We start from the raw sequence: 16,952 nt of genomic DNA on the forward strand, positions 1-16,952 counted from the left end.
ACCATTGTGTTTCACTCGAGGATGTCCGGGGAACCTGAGGCGTCGTTGAGGGGGTGCAGCGGATTGCCGGGGAGTACGGGAAGTCCGAGGAGTGGTGGTGCTCCGGGGATTGTGGTGACGGGGCGCTACCGGCTGGTCGAAAGCATTGGCCAGGGGGGAATGGGGCGTGTGTGGCGTGCCACGGACGAAATGCTCGACCGGCCGGTCGCCGTCAAGGAAATGCGCATAGACGGCCTCGATCCGGAGGACACCCGCACCCGCCGTGAACGAACCCTGCGCGAGGCCCGCGCCACGGCCAGGATCGACCACCCCAACGTCGTACGGGTCTACGACGTCGTGGACGAGGGCGAACGCCTGTGGATCGTCATGGAGTTGGTGGCGGGCCGCTCCCTCGAGCGGATCATGGCGGAGGACGGACCGCTGGGCCTGGCGGAGGCGGCACGGATCGGACTGGGCCTGGTCGCGGCGTTGCGGCAGGTCCACGCGGGAGGAGTCCTGCACCGGGACATCAAACCGGGCAACGTCATCGTCGAGACCGGCGCACGCGGTCGCGTCGTCCTCACCGACTTCGGCATCGCCGCCATCCAGGACGCCAAGGCGCTCACCATGGTCGGCATGCTGGTCGGCTCCCCGGACTACATGGCTCCCGAACGCGTCTCCGGCCGCCCGCAGGGACCGCCGTCCGACGTGTGGTCCCTGGGTGCCACCCTCTGCGCGGCCCTCGGCGGCCGCTCCCCGTTCTCCCGCGACACCACCCTGGCCACGCTGCACGCCGTCCTCTACGAGGAGCCGGAACTCCCCGCGACGGCGGGCGCGTTGCGGGCGGTCCTGGCCGCGCTGCTGGAGAAGGAACCGTCGGTCCGCCCCGGCCTGGAGGACGTCGAGACGGCGCTGTATCCGGTGGCGTATCCGGAACCGACTCCAACGGTGGCGGTGGGCGGGGGAGGGGCGGAGCCGGAGGGGGATGCGGGACCGCAGGACGAGGCCGAGTATGTGAGTGAGCCGGGGCCGGGGCCGGAGCCGGACGCCCGGGCCGTGTCCGGTGACGTGTCCGACTCCGTGCAGGCGCTCGACATGCCGACGCCTCCCCTGCCATGGGTCGCTCCCAGGGAGTCGCGTACCCCGGCCCTCCTGCAGACGCCGCCGGTAGGGAAACCGGAACAGGAAACGGAACCGGAGCCCTCTCCCGACCGTGCCGCGACCTCGGCAGCCTCCAGCGCCTCCACCGAAGCCGCCTCCAGCGCCTCCACCGAAGCCGCCTCCAGCGCCTCCACCGAAGCCGCGTCCGAAGTGCGTTCCGAGGTCAGGTCCGAGACTCCTGCCGGCCGGCCCGGCGTAGCCGGAGCGCACCTCACCGGCCGCGTCACGGCGGCGCGTGCGGAGGCGGTGACCGAGGAGAGGCGGCCGGGCGGTGGCCAGGGGCCCGTCGGCATGCCGCAGGGTGAACTCCCCGGTCCCGCCGTACCGTCGGCCCCGCGGCGCGGCCGGCGCCGTACCGGACTGGTCGCCGCCGCGGGAGTGCTGACCGCCGGTGCGGTCGTGGCGGTCGTCCTGACGACGGCCTCCGGATCACCCGGGGACAAACATGCCGGGACCTCGGCCGGCCCGTCCGCGGTCAGTTCCGGCCCCGGTGACAGCCCCTCGCCCACCGTCGAGGGCACCTCCAGGCCGCAGAGCCTGCCGCCGGGCACGCACCAGGAGGCCGGCGGGTACGCGTGGGCGACGCCCGAGGGCTGGCGACGGGACGTGAAGACGGGCGCGGAGGTCCACTACACGTCCCCCGACGGCAAACAGGAACTCGTGGCCAAGTCGTCGCTGGCCCGCGGCGACCTGATGGAGACCTGGCAGACCTCGGAGCAGAACGCCCACCAGGGCCGTGACTATCGCAAGATCCGCCTGGCGGAGACGACGTTCCGCGGCCACCCCGCGGTGGTCTGGGAGTACACCTTCACCCTCGACGGCGTCTCCTGGCACGCGCGGCTCCTGGGCTTCAACGCGCAGGGCAAGTCGTACCAGATCAACACCTGGTACCAGCCGGACATGGAGGCCGAGGCCCTGAGGACCTACAACAAGGTCAAGGACGGCTTCGTTCTGCTGTGACCCGGTCCAGGGCCGCCTTGCCGAGGACCTTCTCCTTGACGAAGGCGACGGCGAGCACGACCGCCGCGACGAGCAGCGACAGCAGCACGGTCTCGCGCCCGTCGTGCTCGGTGTCGGTCAGCATGTAGCCGAGGACGAAGACGATGAGTGCGGCCGTCGCCCAGGTCAGGTACGGATACAGCCACATCTTCACGACCAGCTTCTCCGGCGCCTCGGCCTGGATGATCCTCCGCATGCGCAGCTGCGAGAAGCAGATCACGAGCCAGACGAACAGGGCCACGGCACCACTGGAGTTGACCAGGAAGAGGAAGACCGAGTCCGGGAACCTGTAGTTGAAGAAGACGGCGACGAAGCCGAAGACGACGGAGGCGATGATCGCCGCCATGGGCACACCCCGGCTGGTGGTCCGGGCGAACGCCTTGGGCGCGTCGCCCCGCTCGCCGAGCGAGAAGGCCATGCGGGAGGCGGTGTAGAGGCCGGAGTTGAGGCAGGACAGCACGGACGTCAGCACGATGAAGTTCATGATCTGGCCGGCGTGCGCGATGCCGAGGGAGTCGAGGGCGGCGACGTAGGAGCCCTCGTCGGCGATGGAGGCGTCGTTCCACGGCAGCAGGGACACGACCACGAAGATCGACCCGAGGTAGAAGACGGCGATACGCCAGATGATGCTGTTGGTGGACTTGGTGACGGCCCGCTGCGGATCCTCCGACTCACCGGCCGCCAGGGTCGCGATCTCACTCCCCATGAAGGAGAAGACGACGAGCAGTACACCGGTGAGGATGGCGCCGGGCCCGTTGGGCAGGAAGCCGCCGTGGTCCGTCAGATTGCCGAGCCCGGCCTTGTCGCTGTCGACGCCCGGAAGCACTCCGAAGACGGCCAGCCCGCCGACGACGATGAACGCGGCGATCGCGACGACCTTGATTCCGGCGAACCAGAACTCGAACTCGCCGTACGAGCCGACGGAGACGAGGTTGGTCGCGGTGAGCACGACCATCACGATGAGGGCCCACCCCCACTGGGGGACGGCGGGGATCCAGGATTCGAGGATCTTGGCACCGGCGGTGGCCTCGACGGCGAGCACGACCACCCAGAAGAACCAGTAGAGCCAGCCGATGGAGAAGCCGGCCCAGCGGCCGAGGGCGCGGTCGGCGTGCGCGGAGAAGGATCCGGACGTCGGGTTGGCGGCGGACATCTCGCCGAGCATGCGCATCACCAGCACCACGAGGGTGCCGACGAGGGCGTAGGAGAGGAGGATGCCGGGCCCGGCGGTGGCGATGCCGGAACTGGAACCGACGAACAGGCCGGCCCCGATGACACCACCGATGGCGATCATCGAAAGATGGCGGTTCTTGAGCCCTGCCTGAAGTCCTGAACCGGGTTCACCGGTTCCGGTGCCGGGGCTTCCGTGGCCGCTTCCGGCCTTGGTGACGGTCGGCTGCGAGGTCATGGGATGGATTTCCTTTGCGCCGGGTGAGCTGTGTCCCGTACGAGCGGTGTACGAGCCGGACCAGTGAAACGGAGGTGAACGGATTCGTGAACCTTTGATTCCGGATCGTTATTTGAGCTTTCCCTGAGGTTCCATGGATTTCTCTGAATCCCTCCCCCCGACCACCCGGCGCTGCTACCCGGCGACACGCATGTCACACTCGTCCCATGCGCGTGTATCTCGGCTCCGACCATGCGGGCTACGAACTCAAGAACCACCTCGTCGAACGGCTGAAGGAGGCGGGCCACGACCCCGTCGACTGCGGCCCCCACATCTACGACGCCCAGGACGACTACCCGCCCTTCTGCCTCCGCGCCGCGGAGCGGACGGCCGCGGACCCCGACTCCCTCGGCATCGTGATCGGCGGCTCCGGCAACGGTGAGCAGATCGCCGCGAACAAGGTGAAGGGCGTACGGGCGGCCCTCGCCTGGAGCGAGGAGACCGCGTCGCTCGGCCGCCAGCACAACAACGCGAACGTCCTCGCGGTGGGCGGGCGCATGCACACGCAGGACGAGGCGACGAAGTTCGTCGAGACGTTCCTCAACACACCGTTCTCCGGCGACGAACGCCACATCCGCCGCATCGACATGCTGACGGCGTACGAAACGACGGGAGACCTCCCCCCGATCCCGCCGCACCACCCTCAGCAGTGACCTGCGCCCTGGGCCGGACGGGCTGATTTCGGTCGGCTCCTGTCCGGCCCGGGCGGGGTGGGTGGACGAGGAAAGGGGAGGGCACCGTGCCGGAAGGGCACACGATCCACCGGTTGGCGCTCGACTACGCCAACCGTTTCTCCGGCGCGCCCGCACAGGTCACCAGCCCCCAGGGCAAGTTCTCCGACGCCGCCGGACTGCTGACCGGAGCGGAGCTCACCCGCACCGAGGCCCACGGCAAGCACCTCTTCCTCGGCTTCCGCGACGCCGACTGGATCCACATCCACCTCGGCCTCTTCGGCAAGGTCGACTTCGGTCCGGCCCCCGCCCCTCCGCCCACCGACACCGTTCGCCTCCGCCTCGCGAACAGCACCTCGTACGTCGATCTCCGCGGCCCCACCACCTGCGCCCTGATCACGCACACCGAGAAGCACGCCATACACGCCCGCCTCGGCCCCGACCCCCTCCGCGAGGACGCCGACCCCGCCACCGCCTACGCCCGCGTCTCCCACAGTCGTACGACGATCGCCGCCCTCCTGATGGACCAGAAGATCATCGCCGGCGTCGGCAACGTCTACCGCGCCGAAGTCCTCTTCCGGCACAACATCGACCCGTACCGCGCCGGCAAGGACATCACCCCCACCGAGTGGGACGCGATCTGGACCGACCTCGTCGAGCTCATGCGCGAGGGCGTCCGCAACAACCGCATCGACACCGTCCGCCCGGAACACACCCCGGAGTCGATGGGCCGCCCGCCGCGCGTGGACGACCACGGCGGCGAGGTGTACGTCTACCGCCGAGCCACCCTGCCCTGCCACATCTGCGGCGGCGAGATCCGCACCGCCGGCCTCGCCGCCCGCAACCTCTTCTGGTGCCCGACCTGCCAACCGGCCTGAAAGCAGCGGAAACCCGCGCTCAGAACCCGTGCGGCAGCCAGGGCGCCGCCACCGACCCGAACCCCACCGAAGCCTCCGCCAGCGCCCCCTGCCGAAGCTCCCGCACCCGCCCGGCCGCGCCCAGCGAGACGAGCGACACGCCGCCGAGGTACGCCGACCCCAGCTCCCGCACGGACAGGGACACATCCGCCGCATCCGTCGTACGCCCGCAGGCCGCGCCCTTCGCATCCCCCGTCAGCCGCCAACGCCCCGCGTTCCAGGGGCAGAAGTCGTCCTCGACCTCGAACACCACGTCCACCGGCGCCTGATAGGTCCGCGCCTCCAGCGCGGCCCCGACGTCCACCAGCCGTACGTACAGCCCGTCCCGCTGCCGCAGCCCGCAGCGGCGGATGTCGGACACCATGTGCAGCCACGGCTCGTCCACCGGCCGCGCCCGCGCGCTGAGCGTCGACGTCAGGTCGATGTCGAACAGGAAGCGGAACAGCGCCGCGTGCGCGGCCGGGTCGAGGGCCTGGGCGTCCTGCAGTTCGACCGTGCCCTTGGGGCCCCTCGCGTCCCAGTCGGGTTTCACGCGGAAGCGCGCGTACCCCACGACCTCCTCTCCCCGCTCGGCCACCACGCACTGCAGCGGCGAGGCCCCGCCGCGCTCGCTCTCCGGATCCAGCAGCCACAGCCGGTCCCAGCCGGGCATCCGTGCCAGCATGCCCGGACGCTTCGGGACCTGCCGTGCGTACACCGCCTCGCACGCCTCGAGGACGTCGGCCGGTGCCGCGTACCGCAGCCGTATCCCGTCCGTGCCGGGCGGCACCGACAGCCGTACACGGCTGGTGTCGACCTCGACGTTGAGCTGATGCGTGGCGACGCCGTATCCGAAACGGCCGTAGATGTCCGGCTCGGACGCCGTGAGCACCGCCAGCGGCCAGCCCCACGCGCGCACATCCTCCAACTGCCGCCGCATCATGGACCGCAGCACCCCGCGCCGGCGGTGCGTCGCGGCGACGCTGACCATCGTCACGCCCGCGGCCGGCACGGAGGAACCACCGGGCACCGTCAGCCGGAAGGCGAACGCCCCCGCCGTGCCCACGCACACGTCGCCGTCCCACGCGCCGATGGAGCGGTCGACCTCGGTCAACGAGCGGAACTTCTCCCGCTCCTCGGCCGCCTCCGGGATCCCTCCGAAGGCGCGGAGCAGGTTGTCGTACCACTCGTCCCATTCGTCCTGCCGTAATATCCGCAGGTCGGGCGCACGGCCCGTCGCGTCGGTCGCCATGGACCATGCCTACCAGGACATTGCGGGACGAGCGAGGGAATTTCTCGCTCGCCCCGACGCAACGGCTTTCTGTGAAGTTCACTGTGAACTTGAGTCTCGGACGGGGGACAAGTGGGACCTCCCGTGCCAAGCACCTGGTCCGATGGATAGGGTCCCGAACTAATGGCAGCAGGACGAGAGCGGCGCGCGGAAGCCGAAACGTTGACGGCCCGGTTGAAGCACTTGGTGCACCGGGTCCGCACCGGCGTGCGCAGAAGCGCCGTGGACTACTTCCGCGGTGACGGCTCGGACTGGATCGCGCTGGCCGGTCTGCTGCTCACCATCCCGCTGATCGCGGCCGCGACGCTCGCCAACTCGGTGTGGTGCTCACCGGCCCTGCTGGTCCTCCCGATCGTCGCGGGCGGCCTGCTGCTGCGCCCGGCCAGCCTGCTGGGCCTGTACGCGGCGGCGGCCACGGCGCTGATCGTGGAGTCGGTGCAGCTGGGCCCGTACACGGAGGGGCCGTCGCGGGTGACTCCCGGCGTGGTCCTGGTCGTTGCGGCCTGCGGTTTCTTCGGTCTCCTCATCGCCCAGTTCCGCAGCCGGGTCGGTGTGCCCTGGCGGCGCGGCGGCACCATGCTGTTCGACCTGCGGGAGCGCATCCGCGTGCAGAGCAAGCTGCCGAAGCTGCCGCTGGGTTGGCACCGGGAGATGGCGCTCCGGCCGGCCGGCGGCCAGTCCTTCTCCGGTGACTTCGTTGTCGCGGCCCGTACGAACGGCGGCCGCACCATGGAGGTCGTCCTCACGGACGTGTCCGGCAAGGGCATGGACGCGGGGTCGCGGGCGCTGCTGCTGTCGGGCGCGTTCGGCGGCCTGCTGGGCAGCCTGCCCCCGCACGCCTTCCTCCCGGCCGCGAACGGCTACCTGCTCCGCCAGGACTGGGACGAGGGCTTCGCCACGTCGATCCACCTGGTCCTCGACCTCGACTCCGGCGACTACGAGCTCTACTCCGCCGGCCACCCGCCGGGTCTCCAGCTCAGCGCGGGCAGCGGCCGCTGGGAGGAGAAGGCCGCGGAGGGCCCGCTGCTGGGTGTGTACGAGGGTGCCCAGTTCGACCCCGTGAAGGGCTCACTGCGCCCCGGTGACGTGTTGATGCTGTTCACGGACGGTCTGGTGGAAACGTCCGACCGCGACATCGTCGAAGGCATCGACCGCCTCACGGGCGAGGCCGACCGCTATGTGGCCGGGGGCTTCCAGGGGGCCGCCTGGCATCTGATCGAGGCGGTGGCGAGGGACGTGAACGACGACAGGGCGCTGCTGCTGATCTGCCGGGAGGGTCCGACGGCTCAGACGACGCTCCGCTGAGCACCGGTGGCCGTGCCGGGGGACACTGGACGGGTGACGAACACGCTCCCGCTGTCCGAGGTCGAGGCCATCGCCCGCGCCGCGCACGCCGCCCAGACCGACAAGGCCGGCCGGCCCTACGCCGAACACCTCCAGGCCGTCGCGGAGGGCGTGCGCGCCCGCGGCGGTGACGACGAGCAGATCGCGGCGGCGTGGCTGCACGACGCCGTGGAGGACGTCGCACTGTCCGAACAGTGGCTGGCACAGGCCCCGCTGAGCCGTCGTACGAAGGACATCGTGCTCGCCGTCACCAAGCGGGCGGGGGAGACACCCGAGGCGTACGCCGGGCGCATCCTGGCCACTCCCGGCGCGCTCCTCGTGAAGGAGGCGGACCTGGCGCACAACGCCGATCCCGCGCGTCTCGCTGTCCTCGACGAGGCGACCCGCACACGACTGACCGAGAAGTACGCACGGATGCGCGCACTCCTCGGCCTCAGGGCGTAACGGATCCGGGCGTGGATCCAGGGGGGAGCCGCGGGAAGTCGCGGGAAGTCGCGGGGCTAAGCGTCGACCTTCTCGCGCAGTTCCTGCTTCTCGCGCATCTCCCTCGTCTCCCGCCCCTCCTTCTTCTCGCGCTCGCGGGCCAGTTCGGCTGCGCCGGGCTTGAAGGCCCAGCTCATCCTGGGCTCCATCACGAACCCGAACACCCGCCGCACCGGCCTGGTGCACAGCAACGTGACGGCCGCGGCCGCGAGGACGGTCACCAGGATCTCGCCGAGCGGCCGGTGCAGCCAGGCATGGTCGAACCAGCCCCGGTACTCGCCGGTCTTGATGAGGAAGCCGTGCAGCAGGTAGCCGTACAGCGTGCCCGCGCCGAGTGCCGTGAACCACATCCCGCGGCCCGGGACCCACGAGAAGAAGCAGGCGGTCAGCAGCAGCGAGCAGCCGAACAGCGCCGGCACCATGACGGGCCCGGCCCACCACGGCGCGCCCAACTCCTGCGCGGCGTCACGGTGGTAGAACCACGCGGCGTTCATCCGCGGCACGGCCCACCAGGCGAAGGCCAGCGCGCACGCGAAGACGGGCACGGCCGCGATCCGCACCGAACGGCGGCGCACCAGCCGGAAGTGTTCGGTCTTCATGCACAGCCCCAGCACGAAGAACGGCAGGAACTGCAGGACGCGCTGCAGGTCCAGGTCGTCACCGATGTTCGGGGTGACCGACGCCAGCATGGCGACACCGAGCGCGACCGGCAGCGGGTGACGGATCGTCTTCCAGATCGGGGTGGTCATCCGCCAGACGAACAGCGCGCACAGGAACCAGGTCAGGTACCACGGGTCGAGGAGGCTGATCTCCTGGTCGGGGGCGTTGGCGTGGTCGACGACGCGTCTGAAGAGCGGGTAGACGGTCTCGAACACGATATAGGGCACCGCGACACCGGTGATCAGCCGCTTCAGCCGGCCGGGAGAGGCGTCGAAACTCCGGGAGAAGAAGCCGGAGATGAGGATGAACGCCGGCATGTGGAAGGCGTACACGATCATGTACGCGGCCTGCAGGACCCGGCTGTCGCCCTTCAGAGGTTCCCAGGAGTGGCCGATGGCCACGAGCACGATCGCCAGGTACTTGGCGTTGTCGAAGAACGCGTCACGCTGCTTGGGGGCGGAGGAGGGGCGGATGTTCTGTTCGTTCTGCTTCTGCGGCGAACGCGGACTCGGCACGTGGAACATCTGAGGCACCCTAGCGTCGCCTGTGGGATTTCGTAAATCCGCCCACGTCATTCCTGGTTATCGGCTTCGAGTACCCGCGATTTACGAACTGGACAGCCCGGCAGGTGCCCCGGATGTCACGATTCATCCATACTAAATGGTGCATTTGACCCGAGGGTGACGTGTCTCCGATGTGCTTGTGGCAACAATTCGAATTACCTGCGAGCCCGTTGTGTGGGCATGGAAACGATGCCTCTGAATTCCCTGTGCGGGTGCACTCTCGAATTGCTGTGCGGTAAGCCGGTGTTGGGGCCCCGGGGCGCGGGGCCCCGCGGCGGGCGGAGCCGACGACGGGTCACCCGCTGCATAAGGGGGTCCGGTTGGTGGCACGATGGTTCTGGCGGGGGTGCGCGGGGTTGGCGCCCCCGGGCCGGGAGCGGACCGACCGAGGGTGTGATCAGTTGTGGCCATTTCGCTGTCAGTGGTGCTGCTGTTGGGGATCATCCTTGTAGTGCTGATGCGAGGAGGGACGATCAAGGCGGGCCCCGCCATCGTCGCGGTGCTCTTCGGTTTCTTCCTCGCCTCGACCGGCATGGCGCCGTCCATCAACCGGTTCATGAACTCGATAGCCGAGACGATCAACTCGATCAGCTTCTGACGCCGCAGGGTCGGCCGCACACAGCCGGTGAGTGCCGCACCACTCTCCGGTGTCACTGCGGCACGCCCTCGGGTGCTCCGCACCTTCGGGTTGCTACGAGGTCCGGGGATCCGGCTGGGGTCCGATCGCCATGAGGGCGAGGACCAGGCAGCGGACGACGGCACCGCCCAGCAGCGCGGTGACGAACGAGTCGACGTGCATGCCGTAGTCCAGCCGAGAGCTGATCCAGGAGACGAGCAGCCAGACGAGTGCGTCCTGGAGGATGCCGATGGCGCCGAAGAGCACCCACGGGGAGCTCCTGACGGCGCTCGGACAGCAGTAGACCAGCTGGCCGACGATCAGAAGCACGGAACCGCTCAGGAGGAAGTCCCACGACGGTGTGCCGGGCAGGGGCGAGATGCCAGGGAGCAGGCCGGCGGCGAGGGCCGCTCCCGCGTAGGTACCGAGGACGCGTCTTCGCCTGTACCTGGGAGCGATCATGCGGGCGGTCCCAATTGCCGGGCAAGAGCCCGTAGTTCACCGAATGTGCCGGCCATCGGGAACCGGTCGCACGGCGGACTGGCCGGAGGCCCGGGAAACGATCAGGGCCAGGCGGAGGATTGATCCTCTGACCTGGCCCTGAACCGTATGGAGCGGGCGACGGGAATCGAACCCGCGTAGCTAGTTTGGAAGACTAGGGCTCTACCATTGAGCTACGCCCGCACAGGGCGCGCCGCAGGTCAGATGAACCGCGGCACTGCAGGCATCGTAGCGGGTCGGCCGCCCTCGCCGCACATCCCTTCCCGTACGCCGGGGAGCGCGCCCCGCCGATCGCCCGGTGCTCTGCAAATGCGGCGGCTCCACTGCCTGCGGGCATGTACCCTACGTGTCGCACCAGACGGGGTGTGGCGCAGCTTGGTAGCGCGTCCGCTTTGGGAGCGGAAGGCCGTGGGTTCAAATCCCGCCACCCCGACCACCGACCGGCCATCCCGGTCATCCGCGCGATCACCTCGCTTGATCGCCTTTGGGGCGTTCGGCGGCTGCGGTTACTATGCAAGCTGCGCGCCCGTGTGTCTCATCCACTGGAAGACCTCTGGAAGTCTCCGGGCGGCGAATCCGCCGGACCAGTCTGGCTCCGGCAGAAACCAAGAAGTCAGCCACAAGGAGACCGAACCGTGAAGAGCGCCGTGGAGACCCTGAACCCGACCCGGGTTCGGCTCACTGTCGAGGTGCCCTTCGAGGAGCTCAAGGACAGCCTCGACGCGGCGTACAAGAAGATCAACCAGCAGGTCACGGTGAAGGGCTTCCGCAAGGGCAAGATCCCCGCCCGGGTCATCGACCAGCGGTTCGGTCGCGGCGCCGTGCTGGAGGAGGCCGTCAACGACGCGCTCCCGAAGTTCTACACGGAGGCGGTCAACGAGGCCGAGCTCAGCGTGCTGGGCCAGCCCGAGGTCGACATCACCGAGCTGAAGGACGGCGAGACGCTGAACTTCACCGCCGAGGTCGACGTCCGCCCCGCCCTCGAGCTTCCGGAGGACTTCTCCTCCATCGAGGTCGAGGTCGACGCCGTCGAGGTGACGGACGAGGACATCGAGAAGTCGGTGGAGCAGCTCCGCGAGCGCTTCGCCTCCACCTCCCCGGTGGAGCGCGCCGCCGAGGACGGCGACGTGGTCACCGTCGACCTGGAGGCCAAGGTCGACGACGAGGTCCTCGAGGACGGCGTCGCGAACGGCGTCTCCTACACCATCGGCTCCGGCGAGCTGCTGGACGGCATCGACGACGCCGTGAAGGGCCTGGAGGCCGGTGGCGAGGCCACCTTCACCTCCGAGCTCAAGGGCGGCTCCGCGGCCGGCCGGGAGGCCGAGGTCACCGTCAAGGTCACCCAGGTCGCCGCGCGCGAGCTCCCCGAGCTGGACGACGAGTTCGCGCAGCTCGCCTCCGAGTTCGACACCCTCGAGGAGCTGAAGGCCGACAGCCGCAAGCGCCTCGAGAACATGAAGCAGTACGACCAGGCCACGCAGGCCCAGGAGCGCGTCCTGGAGAAGCTGCTCGAGCTGGTCGAGGTCCCGGTCCCCGAGAAGCTGCTCGAGGACGAGATCAACACCCGTAAGCACAACCTCGAGCACCACCAGCTCGGCCAGATGGGCCTGACCCTCGACAAGTACCTGGAGATCCAGGGCAAGACCGCCGAGGAGTTCGAGACCGAGACCCGCGAGGCCGCGGTCAAGGGCATCAAGACCCAGTTCGTCCTGGACGAGCTCGTCAAGCGCGAGAAGCTCAACGTCAACCAGGAGGAGCTCACCGAGCACCTCATGCGGCGCGCGGCCTCCTCCGGCATGTCCCCCGACCAGTTCGCCCAGGCGGTCGTCGAGGGCGGCCAGGTGCCCCTCCTCGTCGGCGAGGTCGCCCGCGGCAAGGCTCTGGCCGTCGTGGTCGAGTCCGCCACGGTGAAGGACACCAACGGCGAGATCATCGACCTGGACGACGAGGACGAGGTCGAGACGGCCACGGAGGTCGCCGCCGAGGCGACGGAGGCCGACGCCACCGACGAGACGACCGAGGGCTGACGCCCACGGCGTTTGTAGGTACGTACGACGGGCCCTGGGGACATCGCATCCCAGGGCCCGTCGTCCTCCCCCAGGGGCGCGGGGCTGTATGCGACATGCGGCTCCGCCGCGTGGGCGCGAGCAACCCCCACGCGACCCGCAGCCGCCCACTTGCGGCACCACCACGGCGGGTGGAAGGCGGCCCACTCGCCGAAGGCACCCGCTACGCCCCCGGCGAACACCCCCCGCTGCGGGATTCCCCGAAGGGACCCGCGCGTTAGGGTCCATGAATACGGGGGGAGTGGAGTCCCCGACGGCTCCAGCCCCGCAGGGATACGTGAGACGGCCCGGCGCCGTCGTAAGACGAGCAGGTGGATACGTGACGAATCTGATGCCCTCCGCCGCCGGCGAGCCTTCCATCGGTGGTGGCCTCGGCGACCAGGTCTACAACCGGCTGCTCAACGAGCGGATCATCTTCCTCGGCCAGCCGGTCGACGACGACATCGCCAACAAGATCACCGCACAGCTGCTGCTCCTTGCCGCGGACCCGGACAAGGACATTTACCTGTACATCAACAGCCCCGGCGGTTCGATCACGGCCGGCATGGCGATCTACGACACCATGCAGTTCATCAAGAACGACGTGGTGACCATCGCCATGGGCCTCGCGGCCTCCATGGGCCAGTTCCTGCTCAGCGCGGGCACCCCCGGCAAGCGCTTCGCGCTGCCGAACGCCGAGATCCTGATCCACCAGCCGTCCGCCGGCCTCGCCGGCTCGGCCTCCGACATCAAGATCCACGCCGAGCGGCTGCTGCACACCAAGAAGCGCATGGCCGAGCTCACCTCGCAGCACACCGGCCAGTCGGTCGAGCAGATCACCCGCGACTCGGACCGCGACCGCTGGTTCGACGCCTTCGAGGCCAAGGAGTACGGCCTCATCGACGACGTGATCCCCACGGCCGCCGGCATGCCGGGCGGCGGCGGCACCGGGGCGGCCTGAGGCCCGCCAGGGGCCCGACTGACCCCCCAGCAGCCCTCAGCCGACCGCCTCAGCCCCTAGGAGAGAGACAGTGAACGACTTCCCCGGCAGCGGCCTGTACGACCGCACACGCGCCGAGTACACGGGTCCGGCCGCCGAGTCCCGCTATGTGATCCCCCGCTTCGTCGAGCGCACCTCGCAGGGCATCCGCGAGTACGACCCGTACGCGAAGCTCTTCGAGGAGCGCGTGATCTTCCTCGGCGTGCAGATCGACGACGCCTCCGCCAACGACGTCATGGCGCAGCTGCTGTGCCTGGAGTCGATGGACCCCGACCGGGACATCTCGGTCTACATCAACAGCCCGGGCGGCTCCTTCACCGCGCTCACGGCCATCTACGACACGATGCAGTTCGTGAAGCCGGACATCCAGACGGTCTGCATGGGACAGGCGGCCTCCGCCGCCGCGATCCTGCTGGCCGCCGGTACGCCCGGCAAGCGCATGGCGCTGCCGAACGCCCGCGTGCTGATCCACCAGCCGTACAGCGAGACGGGCCGCGGCCAGGTCTCCGACCTGGAGATCGCCGCGAACGAGATCCTGCGGATGCGCTCGCAGCTGGAGGAGATGCTGGCCAAGCACTCCACCACGCCGATCGAGAAGATCCGCGAGGACATCGAGCGCGACAAGATCCTCACGGCCGAGGACGCGCTGTCGTACGGCCTGATCGACCAGATCATCTCGACCCGGAAGATGAACAACGCGTCCGTCCGCTGACGCGGAGGGACGTGGTCTCTGCCGCCCTTGGTCCGGTTCGCCGGCGCGCACCGCAAGGTGCACGTCAAAGTGAACCGTGCCAAGGGGGGCCCGAACGGGGGGCCCGGCAAGGTACCGTCGGACATAAGGCAGCACCAGGAGCCGCTGGACCTAGGCGTCTCCCAGGCGAAGGGGAAGCACACCGTGGCACGCATCGGTGACGGCGGCGATCTGCTCAAGTGCTCGTTCTGCGGCAAGAGCCAGAAGCAGGTCAAGAAGCTCATCGCAGGGCCCGGTGTGTACATCTGCGACGAGTGCATCGACCTCTGCAACGAGATCATCGAGGAAGAGCTCGCGGAGACCAGCGAGGTCCGCTGGGAGGAACTCCCGAAGCCCCGCGAGATCTACGAGTTCCTCGAGGGCTATGTGGTCGGCCAGGAGGCGGCCAAGAAGGCCCTCTCCGTCGCGGTGTACAACCACTACAAGCGCGTCCAGGCCGGTGAGAACGGCGGCGCCCAAGGGCGGGACGACGCCATCGAGTTGGCCAAGTCCAACATCCTTCTGCTGGGCCCCACGGGCTCCGGGAAGACCCTCCTCGCACAGACCCTCGCGCGCATGCTCAACGTCCCGTTCGCCATCGCCGACGCGACGGCGCTGACGGAGGCGGGGTACGTCGGCGAGGACGTCGAGAACATCCTGCTCAAGCTGATCCAGGCGGCCGACTACGACGTCAAGAAGGCCGAGACCGGGATCATCTACATCGACGAGATCGACAAGGTCGCGCGCAAGAGCGAGAACCCCTCCATCACGCGCGACGTGAGCGGTGAGGGCGTGCAGCAGGCGCTGCTGAAGATCCTCGAGGGCACCACCGCCTCGGTCCCGCCCCAGGGCGGCCGCAAGCACCCGCACCAGGAGTTCATCCAGATCGACACGACGAACGTCCTGTTCATCGTGGGCGGTGCCTTCGCGGGCCTGGAGAAGATCATCGAGGCGCGGGCCGGCGCGAAGGGCATCGGCTTCGGCGCGACGATCCGCTCCAAGCGCGAACTCGAGGCCAAGGACCAGTTCGAGGACGTCATGCCCGAGGACCTGGTGAAGTTCGGCATGATCCCCGAGTTCATCGGCCGTCTGCCCGTCATCACCTCGGTCCACAACCTGGACCGCGAGGCGCTCCTGCAGATCCTCGTCGAGCCCCGCAACGCGCTCGTCAAGCAGTACCAGCGCCTCTTCGAACTCGACGGCGTGGAGCTGGACTTCGAGCGCGAGGCCCTGGAAGCCATCGCCGACCAGGCGATCCTGCGCCAGACCGGCGCGCGCGGACTGCGGGCCATCATGGAAGAGGTCCTGATGTCCGTGATGTACGAGGTCCCGTCCCGCAAGGACGTGGCACGGGTCGTCATCACGGCGGACGTCGTCCACTCCAACGTGAACCCGACCCTGATCCCGCGGGATGCCCGCGGCCGCGGCCCGGGCGAGCAGAAGACGGCGTAACCGCCCACGCACACGACGAGGGGGCCCCGGTCGACGACCGGGGCCCCCTCGTGCTCGGCGAGTGCGTCAGGCCTTCACACGGACTTCCTCGCGCAGCTTCGTGGTGATGTCGATCGCCGACTCCTTGGTGATGCCCTTGGTGTTGTCACCCGGGGACACCATGGCGATGGTGCTGTAGTCGGACCACACACAGAACCAGTCCGTCGACTCCTTCTTGGTGAGGGAGTTGGTGCTCTTGGCCGCCTGGCACTTCATGACCGCACCGTCGATGTTCGCCTCCTCGGGCTGCCCGAGCAACTCGGTGTCGGACGACGTGCCGTTCGACGAGCTCGAGGAGTCGGAGTTGCTGTCCTCGATCTCCTTCTGGATGGCGGCGAAGTACTTGTCCAGTGCGGCCTCGGGGTCGGCGATCTTGCCGTAACCGCCCAGCATCGTGATGCCCTTGGCCGTCAGCAACTCGGACGTGGGCGGCAGGTCCTTGGGGTCGGGGTTCTGCGGGTCGTAGTCACCGAAGTCGGCCGTCGACCACTGGCCGATGACGGCCTTGCCGTCCTTGACGCCGCTGGCATCCAGATACTTCGTGGTGTCGGAGTCGTTGCTCTCGCCGCCCTTGCCGACCCGCTTGTACTCGCTGATCACCGTGCTCGGCGTGTTCAGCTTGTGGGCACCGTCGTCCTCGAGGCCGCCCGCGCCGCCGCTCGCTCCGAGCACGAAGTACGCGCCCACACCGATCGCCGCCACGGCGGCGACGACACCGATGACGATGCCCGCCTTCTTCCCGCCGCCGGAAGCCGGCGGCTGCGGCGCCCCGTACGGGGCCTGGCCGTAGGGCGGCTGCTGACCGTACGGGGGCTGCTGGCCGTACGCGGGCTGCTGACCGTAGGGAGGGGTCTGCGGCGGGACGCCCTGCGGGGCCTGCTGCGGGTGGCCGTAACCGGGCTGGGCGGGCGGGGACTGCTGAGGGTAGCCATAGCCGGGCTGGGGGGCCTGCGGCGGCTGGCCGTAGGGGCCCGGCTGGCCGTACGGTCCGGGCTGCTGGGGCTGCCCGCCGTACGGGCCCGGCTGGTTGTAGCTCATTTCTGGGTTCCCCTCCAGATGCTTATGTGTTCCTGAC

General features: G+C 69.1%; 15 protein-coding genes and 2 tRNA genes. 11 read left to right on the forward strand and 6 right to left on the reverse strand.

The features are described 5' to 3' along the window. Positions 1–159 precede the first annotated feature (159 nt). Positions 160–2,100, forward strand: coding sequence for a protein kinase (locus tag ABZO29_RS28640; RefSeq protein ID WP_367323051.1), 1,941 nt, complete (start codon positions 160–162; stop codon positions 2,098–2,100). On the opposite strand, the gene ABZO29_RS28645 is transcribed toward ABZO29_RS28640, so the two are convergent. Continuing rightward, on the reverse strand, positions 2,075–3,547 hold the full coding sequence (locus ABZO29_RS28645) for an amino acid permease (protein ID WP_367323052.1): 1,473 nt from the start codon (positions 3,545–3,547) through the stop codon (positions 2,075–2,077). The two genes, ABZO29_RS28640 and ABZO29_RS28645, sit on opposite strands and share 26 nt — an antisense overlap. Positions 3,548–3,753: 206 nt before the next feature. Here ABZO29_RS28645 and ABZO29_RS28650 point away from each other — a divergent pair, with 206 nt between their 5' ends. Both ABZO29_RS28650 and ABZO29_RS28655 read left to right on the forward strand, forming a co-directional pair. Then, positions 3,754–4,239 carry a ribose-5-phosphate isomerase gene (locus ABZO29_RS28650; protein ID WP_367323053.1) on the forward strand — a complete coding sequence of 162 codons (486 nt, stop codon included), beginning with the start codon at positions 3,754–3,756 and terminating at the stop codon, positions 4,237–4,239. A gap of 86 nt (positions 4,240–4,325) precedes the next feature. Beyond that, complete coding sequence (locus ABZO29_RS28655; protein ID WP_367323054.1) at positions 4,326–5,135, forward strand: Fpg/Nei family DNA glycosylase; 810 nt, start codon at positions 4,326–4,328, stop codon at positions 5,133–5,135. 19 nt (positions 5,136–5,154) lie between these two features. On the opposite strand, the gene ABZO29_RS28660 is transcribed toward ABZO29_RS28655, so the two are convergent. After that, positions 5,155–6,405, reverse strand: coding sequence for a GNAT family N-acetyltransferase (locus ABZO29_RS28660; RefSeq protein ID WP_367323055.1), 1,251 nt, complete (start codon positions 6,403–6,405; stop codon positions 5,155–5,157). Between the two features lie 162 nt (positions 6,406–6,567). On the opposite strand from ABZO29_RS28660, the gene ABZO29_RS28665 reads away from it, so the two are divergent. Together ABZO29_RS28665 and ABZO29_RS28670 are read left to right on the forward strand one after the other, a co-directional pair. Then, on the forward strand, positions 6,568–7,749 hold the full coding sequence (locus ABZO29_RS28665; RefSeq protein ID WP_367323056.1) for a PP2C family protein-serine/threonine phosphatase: 1,182 nt from the start codon (positions 6,568–6,570) through the stop codon (positions 7,747–7,749). 33 nt (positions 7,750–7,782) lie between these two features. Further along, on the forward strand, positions 7,783–8,232 hold the full coding sequence (locus ABZO29_RS28670; RefSeq protein WP_367323057.1) for an HD domain-containing protein: 450 nt from the start codon (positions 7,783–7,785) through the stop codon (positions 8,230–8,232). Positions 8,233–8,288: 56 nt separating this feature from the next. On the opposite strand, the gene ABZO29_RS28675 is transcribed toward ABZO29_RS28670, so the two are convergent. Further along, positions 8,289–9,455: an acyltransferase family protein gene (locus tag ABZO29_RS28675; RefSeq protein WP_367323058.1), complete on the reverse strand. Its 1,167-nt coding sequence runs from the start codon at positions 9,453–9,455 to the stop codon at positions 8,289–8,291. 442 nt (positions 9,456–9,897) lie between these two features. Here ABZO29_RS28675 and ABZO29_RS28680 point away from each other — a divergent pair, with 442 nt between their 5' ends. After that, positions 9,898–10,092 carry a hypothetical protein gene (locus ABZO29_RS28680; RefSeq protein ID WP_367323059.1) on the forward strand — a complete coding sequence of 65 codons (195 nt, stop codon included), beginning with the start codon at positions 9,898–9,900 and terminating at the stop codon, positions 10,090–10,092. Positions 10,093–10,185: 93 nt separating this feature from the next. On the opposite strand, the gene ABZO29_RS28685 is transcribed toward ABZO29_RS28680, so the two are convergent. Both ABZO29_RS28685 and ABZO29_RS28690 read right to left on the reverse strand, forming a co-directional pair. Continuing rightward, complete coding sequence (locus ABZO29_RS28685; protein ID WP_367323060.1) at positions 10,186–10,572, reverse strand: hypothetical protein; 387 nt, start codon at positions 10,570–10,572, stop codon at positions 10,186–10,188. Between the two features lie 148 nt (positions 10,573–10,720). Beyond that, a tRNA-Gly gene (locus tag ABZO29_RS28690) sits at positions 10,721–10,794 on the reverse strand. Positions 10,795–10,970: 176 nt separating this feature from the next. On the opposite strand from ABZO29_RS28690, the gene ABZO29_RS28695 reads away from it, so the two are divergent. The 5 genes from ABZO29_RS28695 (at position 10,971) to clpX (ending at position 15,838) form a co-directional block, all read left to right on the forward strand. Next, a tRNA-Pro gene (locus ABZO29_RS28695) sits at positions 10,971–11,047 on the forward strand. Between the two features lie 199 nt (positions 11,048–11,246). Next, positions 11,247–12,638: a trigger factor gene (tig, locus tag ABZO29_RS28700; RefSeq protein WP_367323061.1), complete on the forward strand. Its 1,392-nt coding sequence runs from the start codon at positions 11,247–11,249 to the stop codon at positions 12,636–12,638. A gap of 370 nt (positions 12,639–13,008) precedes the next feature. After that, positions 13,009–13,617, forward strand: a complete 609-nt coding sequence (locus ABZO29_RS28705) for an ATP-dependent Clp protease proteolytic subunit (protein WP_055570713.1) — start codon at positions 13,009–13,011, stop codon at positions 13,615–13,617. 70 nt (positions 13,618–13,687) lie between these two features. Beyond that, positions 13,688–14,368, forward strand: a complete 681-nt coding sequence (locus ABZO29_RS28710) for an ATP-dependent Clp protease proteolytic subunit (RefSeq protein ID WP_367323062.1) — start codon at positions 13,688–13,690, stop codon at positions 14,366–14,368. Positions 14,369–14,551: 183 nt separating this feature from the next. After that, a complete protein-coding gene (gene clpX / locus ABZO29_RS28715; RefSeq protein ID WP_367323063.1) occupies positions 14,552–15,838 on the forward strand; it encodes an ATP-dependent Clp protease ATP-binding subunit ClpX in 1,287 nt (428 codons plus the stop codon). Between the two features lie 66 nt (positions 15,839–15,904). Here the strand turns inward: clpX and ABZO29_RS28720 are convergent, their stop codons facing one another. Continuing rightward, complete coding sequence (locus ABZO29_RS28720) at positions 15,905–16,915, reverse strand: hypothetical protein (protein ID WP_367323064.1); 1,011 nt, start codon at positions 16,913–16,915, stop codon at positions 15,905–15,907. Between the last annotated feature and the right edge of the window lie 37 nt (positions 16,916–16,952).

Source organism: Streptomyces sp. HUAS ZL42 (assembly GCF_040782645.1).
GTDB lineage: Bacteria > Actinomycetota > Actinomycetes > Streptomycetales > Streptomycetaceae > Streptomyces.

Coding starts and splice junctions, on each gene's coding strand:
- ABZO29_RS28660 (WP_367323055.1), bottom strand. CDS start 6,405: ATGGCGACCGACGCGACGGGCCGTGCGCCCGACCTGCGGATATTACGG.
- ABZO29_RS28650 (WP_367323053.1), top strand. CDS start 3,754: ATGCGCGTGTATCTCGGCTCCGACCATGCGGGCTACGAACTCAAGAAC.
- ABZO29_RS28720 (WP_367323064.1), bottom strand. CDS start 16,915: ATGAGCTACAACCAGCCGGGCCCGTACGGCGGGCAGCCCCAGCAGCCC.
- ABZO29_RS28685 (WP_367323060.1), bottom strand. CDS start 10,572: ATGATCGCTCCCAGGTACAGGCGAAGACGCGTCCTCGGTACCTACGCG.
- ABZO29_RS28645 (WP_367323052.1), bottom strand. CDS start 3,547: ATGACCTCGCAGCCGACCGTCACCAAGGCCGGAAGCGGCCACGGAAGC.
- ABZO29_RS28640 (WP_367323051.1), top strand. CDS start 160: ATGGGGCGTGTGTGGCGTGCCACGGACGAAATGCTCGACCGGCCGGTC.
- ABZO29_RS28675 (WP_367323058.1), bottom strand. CDS start 9,455: ATGTTCCACGTGCCGAGTCCGCGTTCGCCGCAGAAGCAGAACGAACAG.
- ABZO29_RS28705 (WP_055570713.1), top strand. CDS start 13,009: ATGCCCTCCGCCGCCGGCGAGCCTTCCATCGGTGGTGGCCTCGGCGAC.
- ABZO29_RS28665 (WP_367323056.1), top strand. CDS start 6,568: ATGGCAGCAGGACGAGAGCGGCGCGCGGAAGCCGAAACGTTGACGGCC.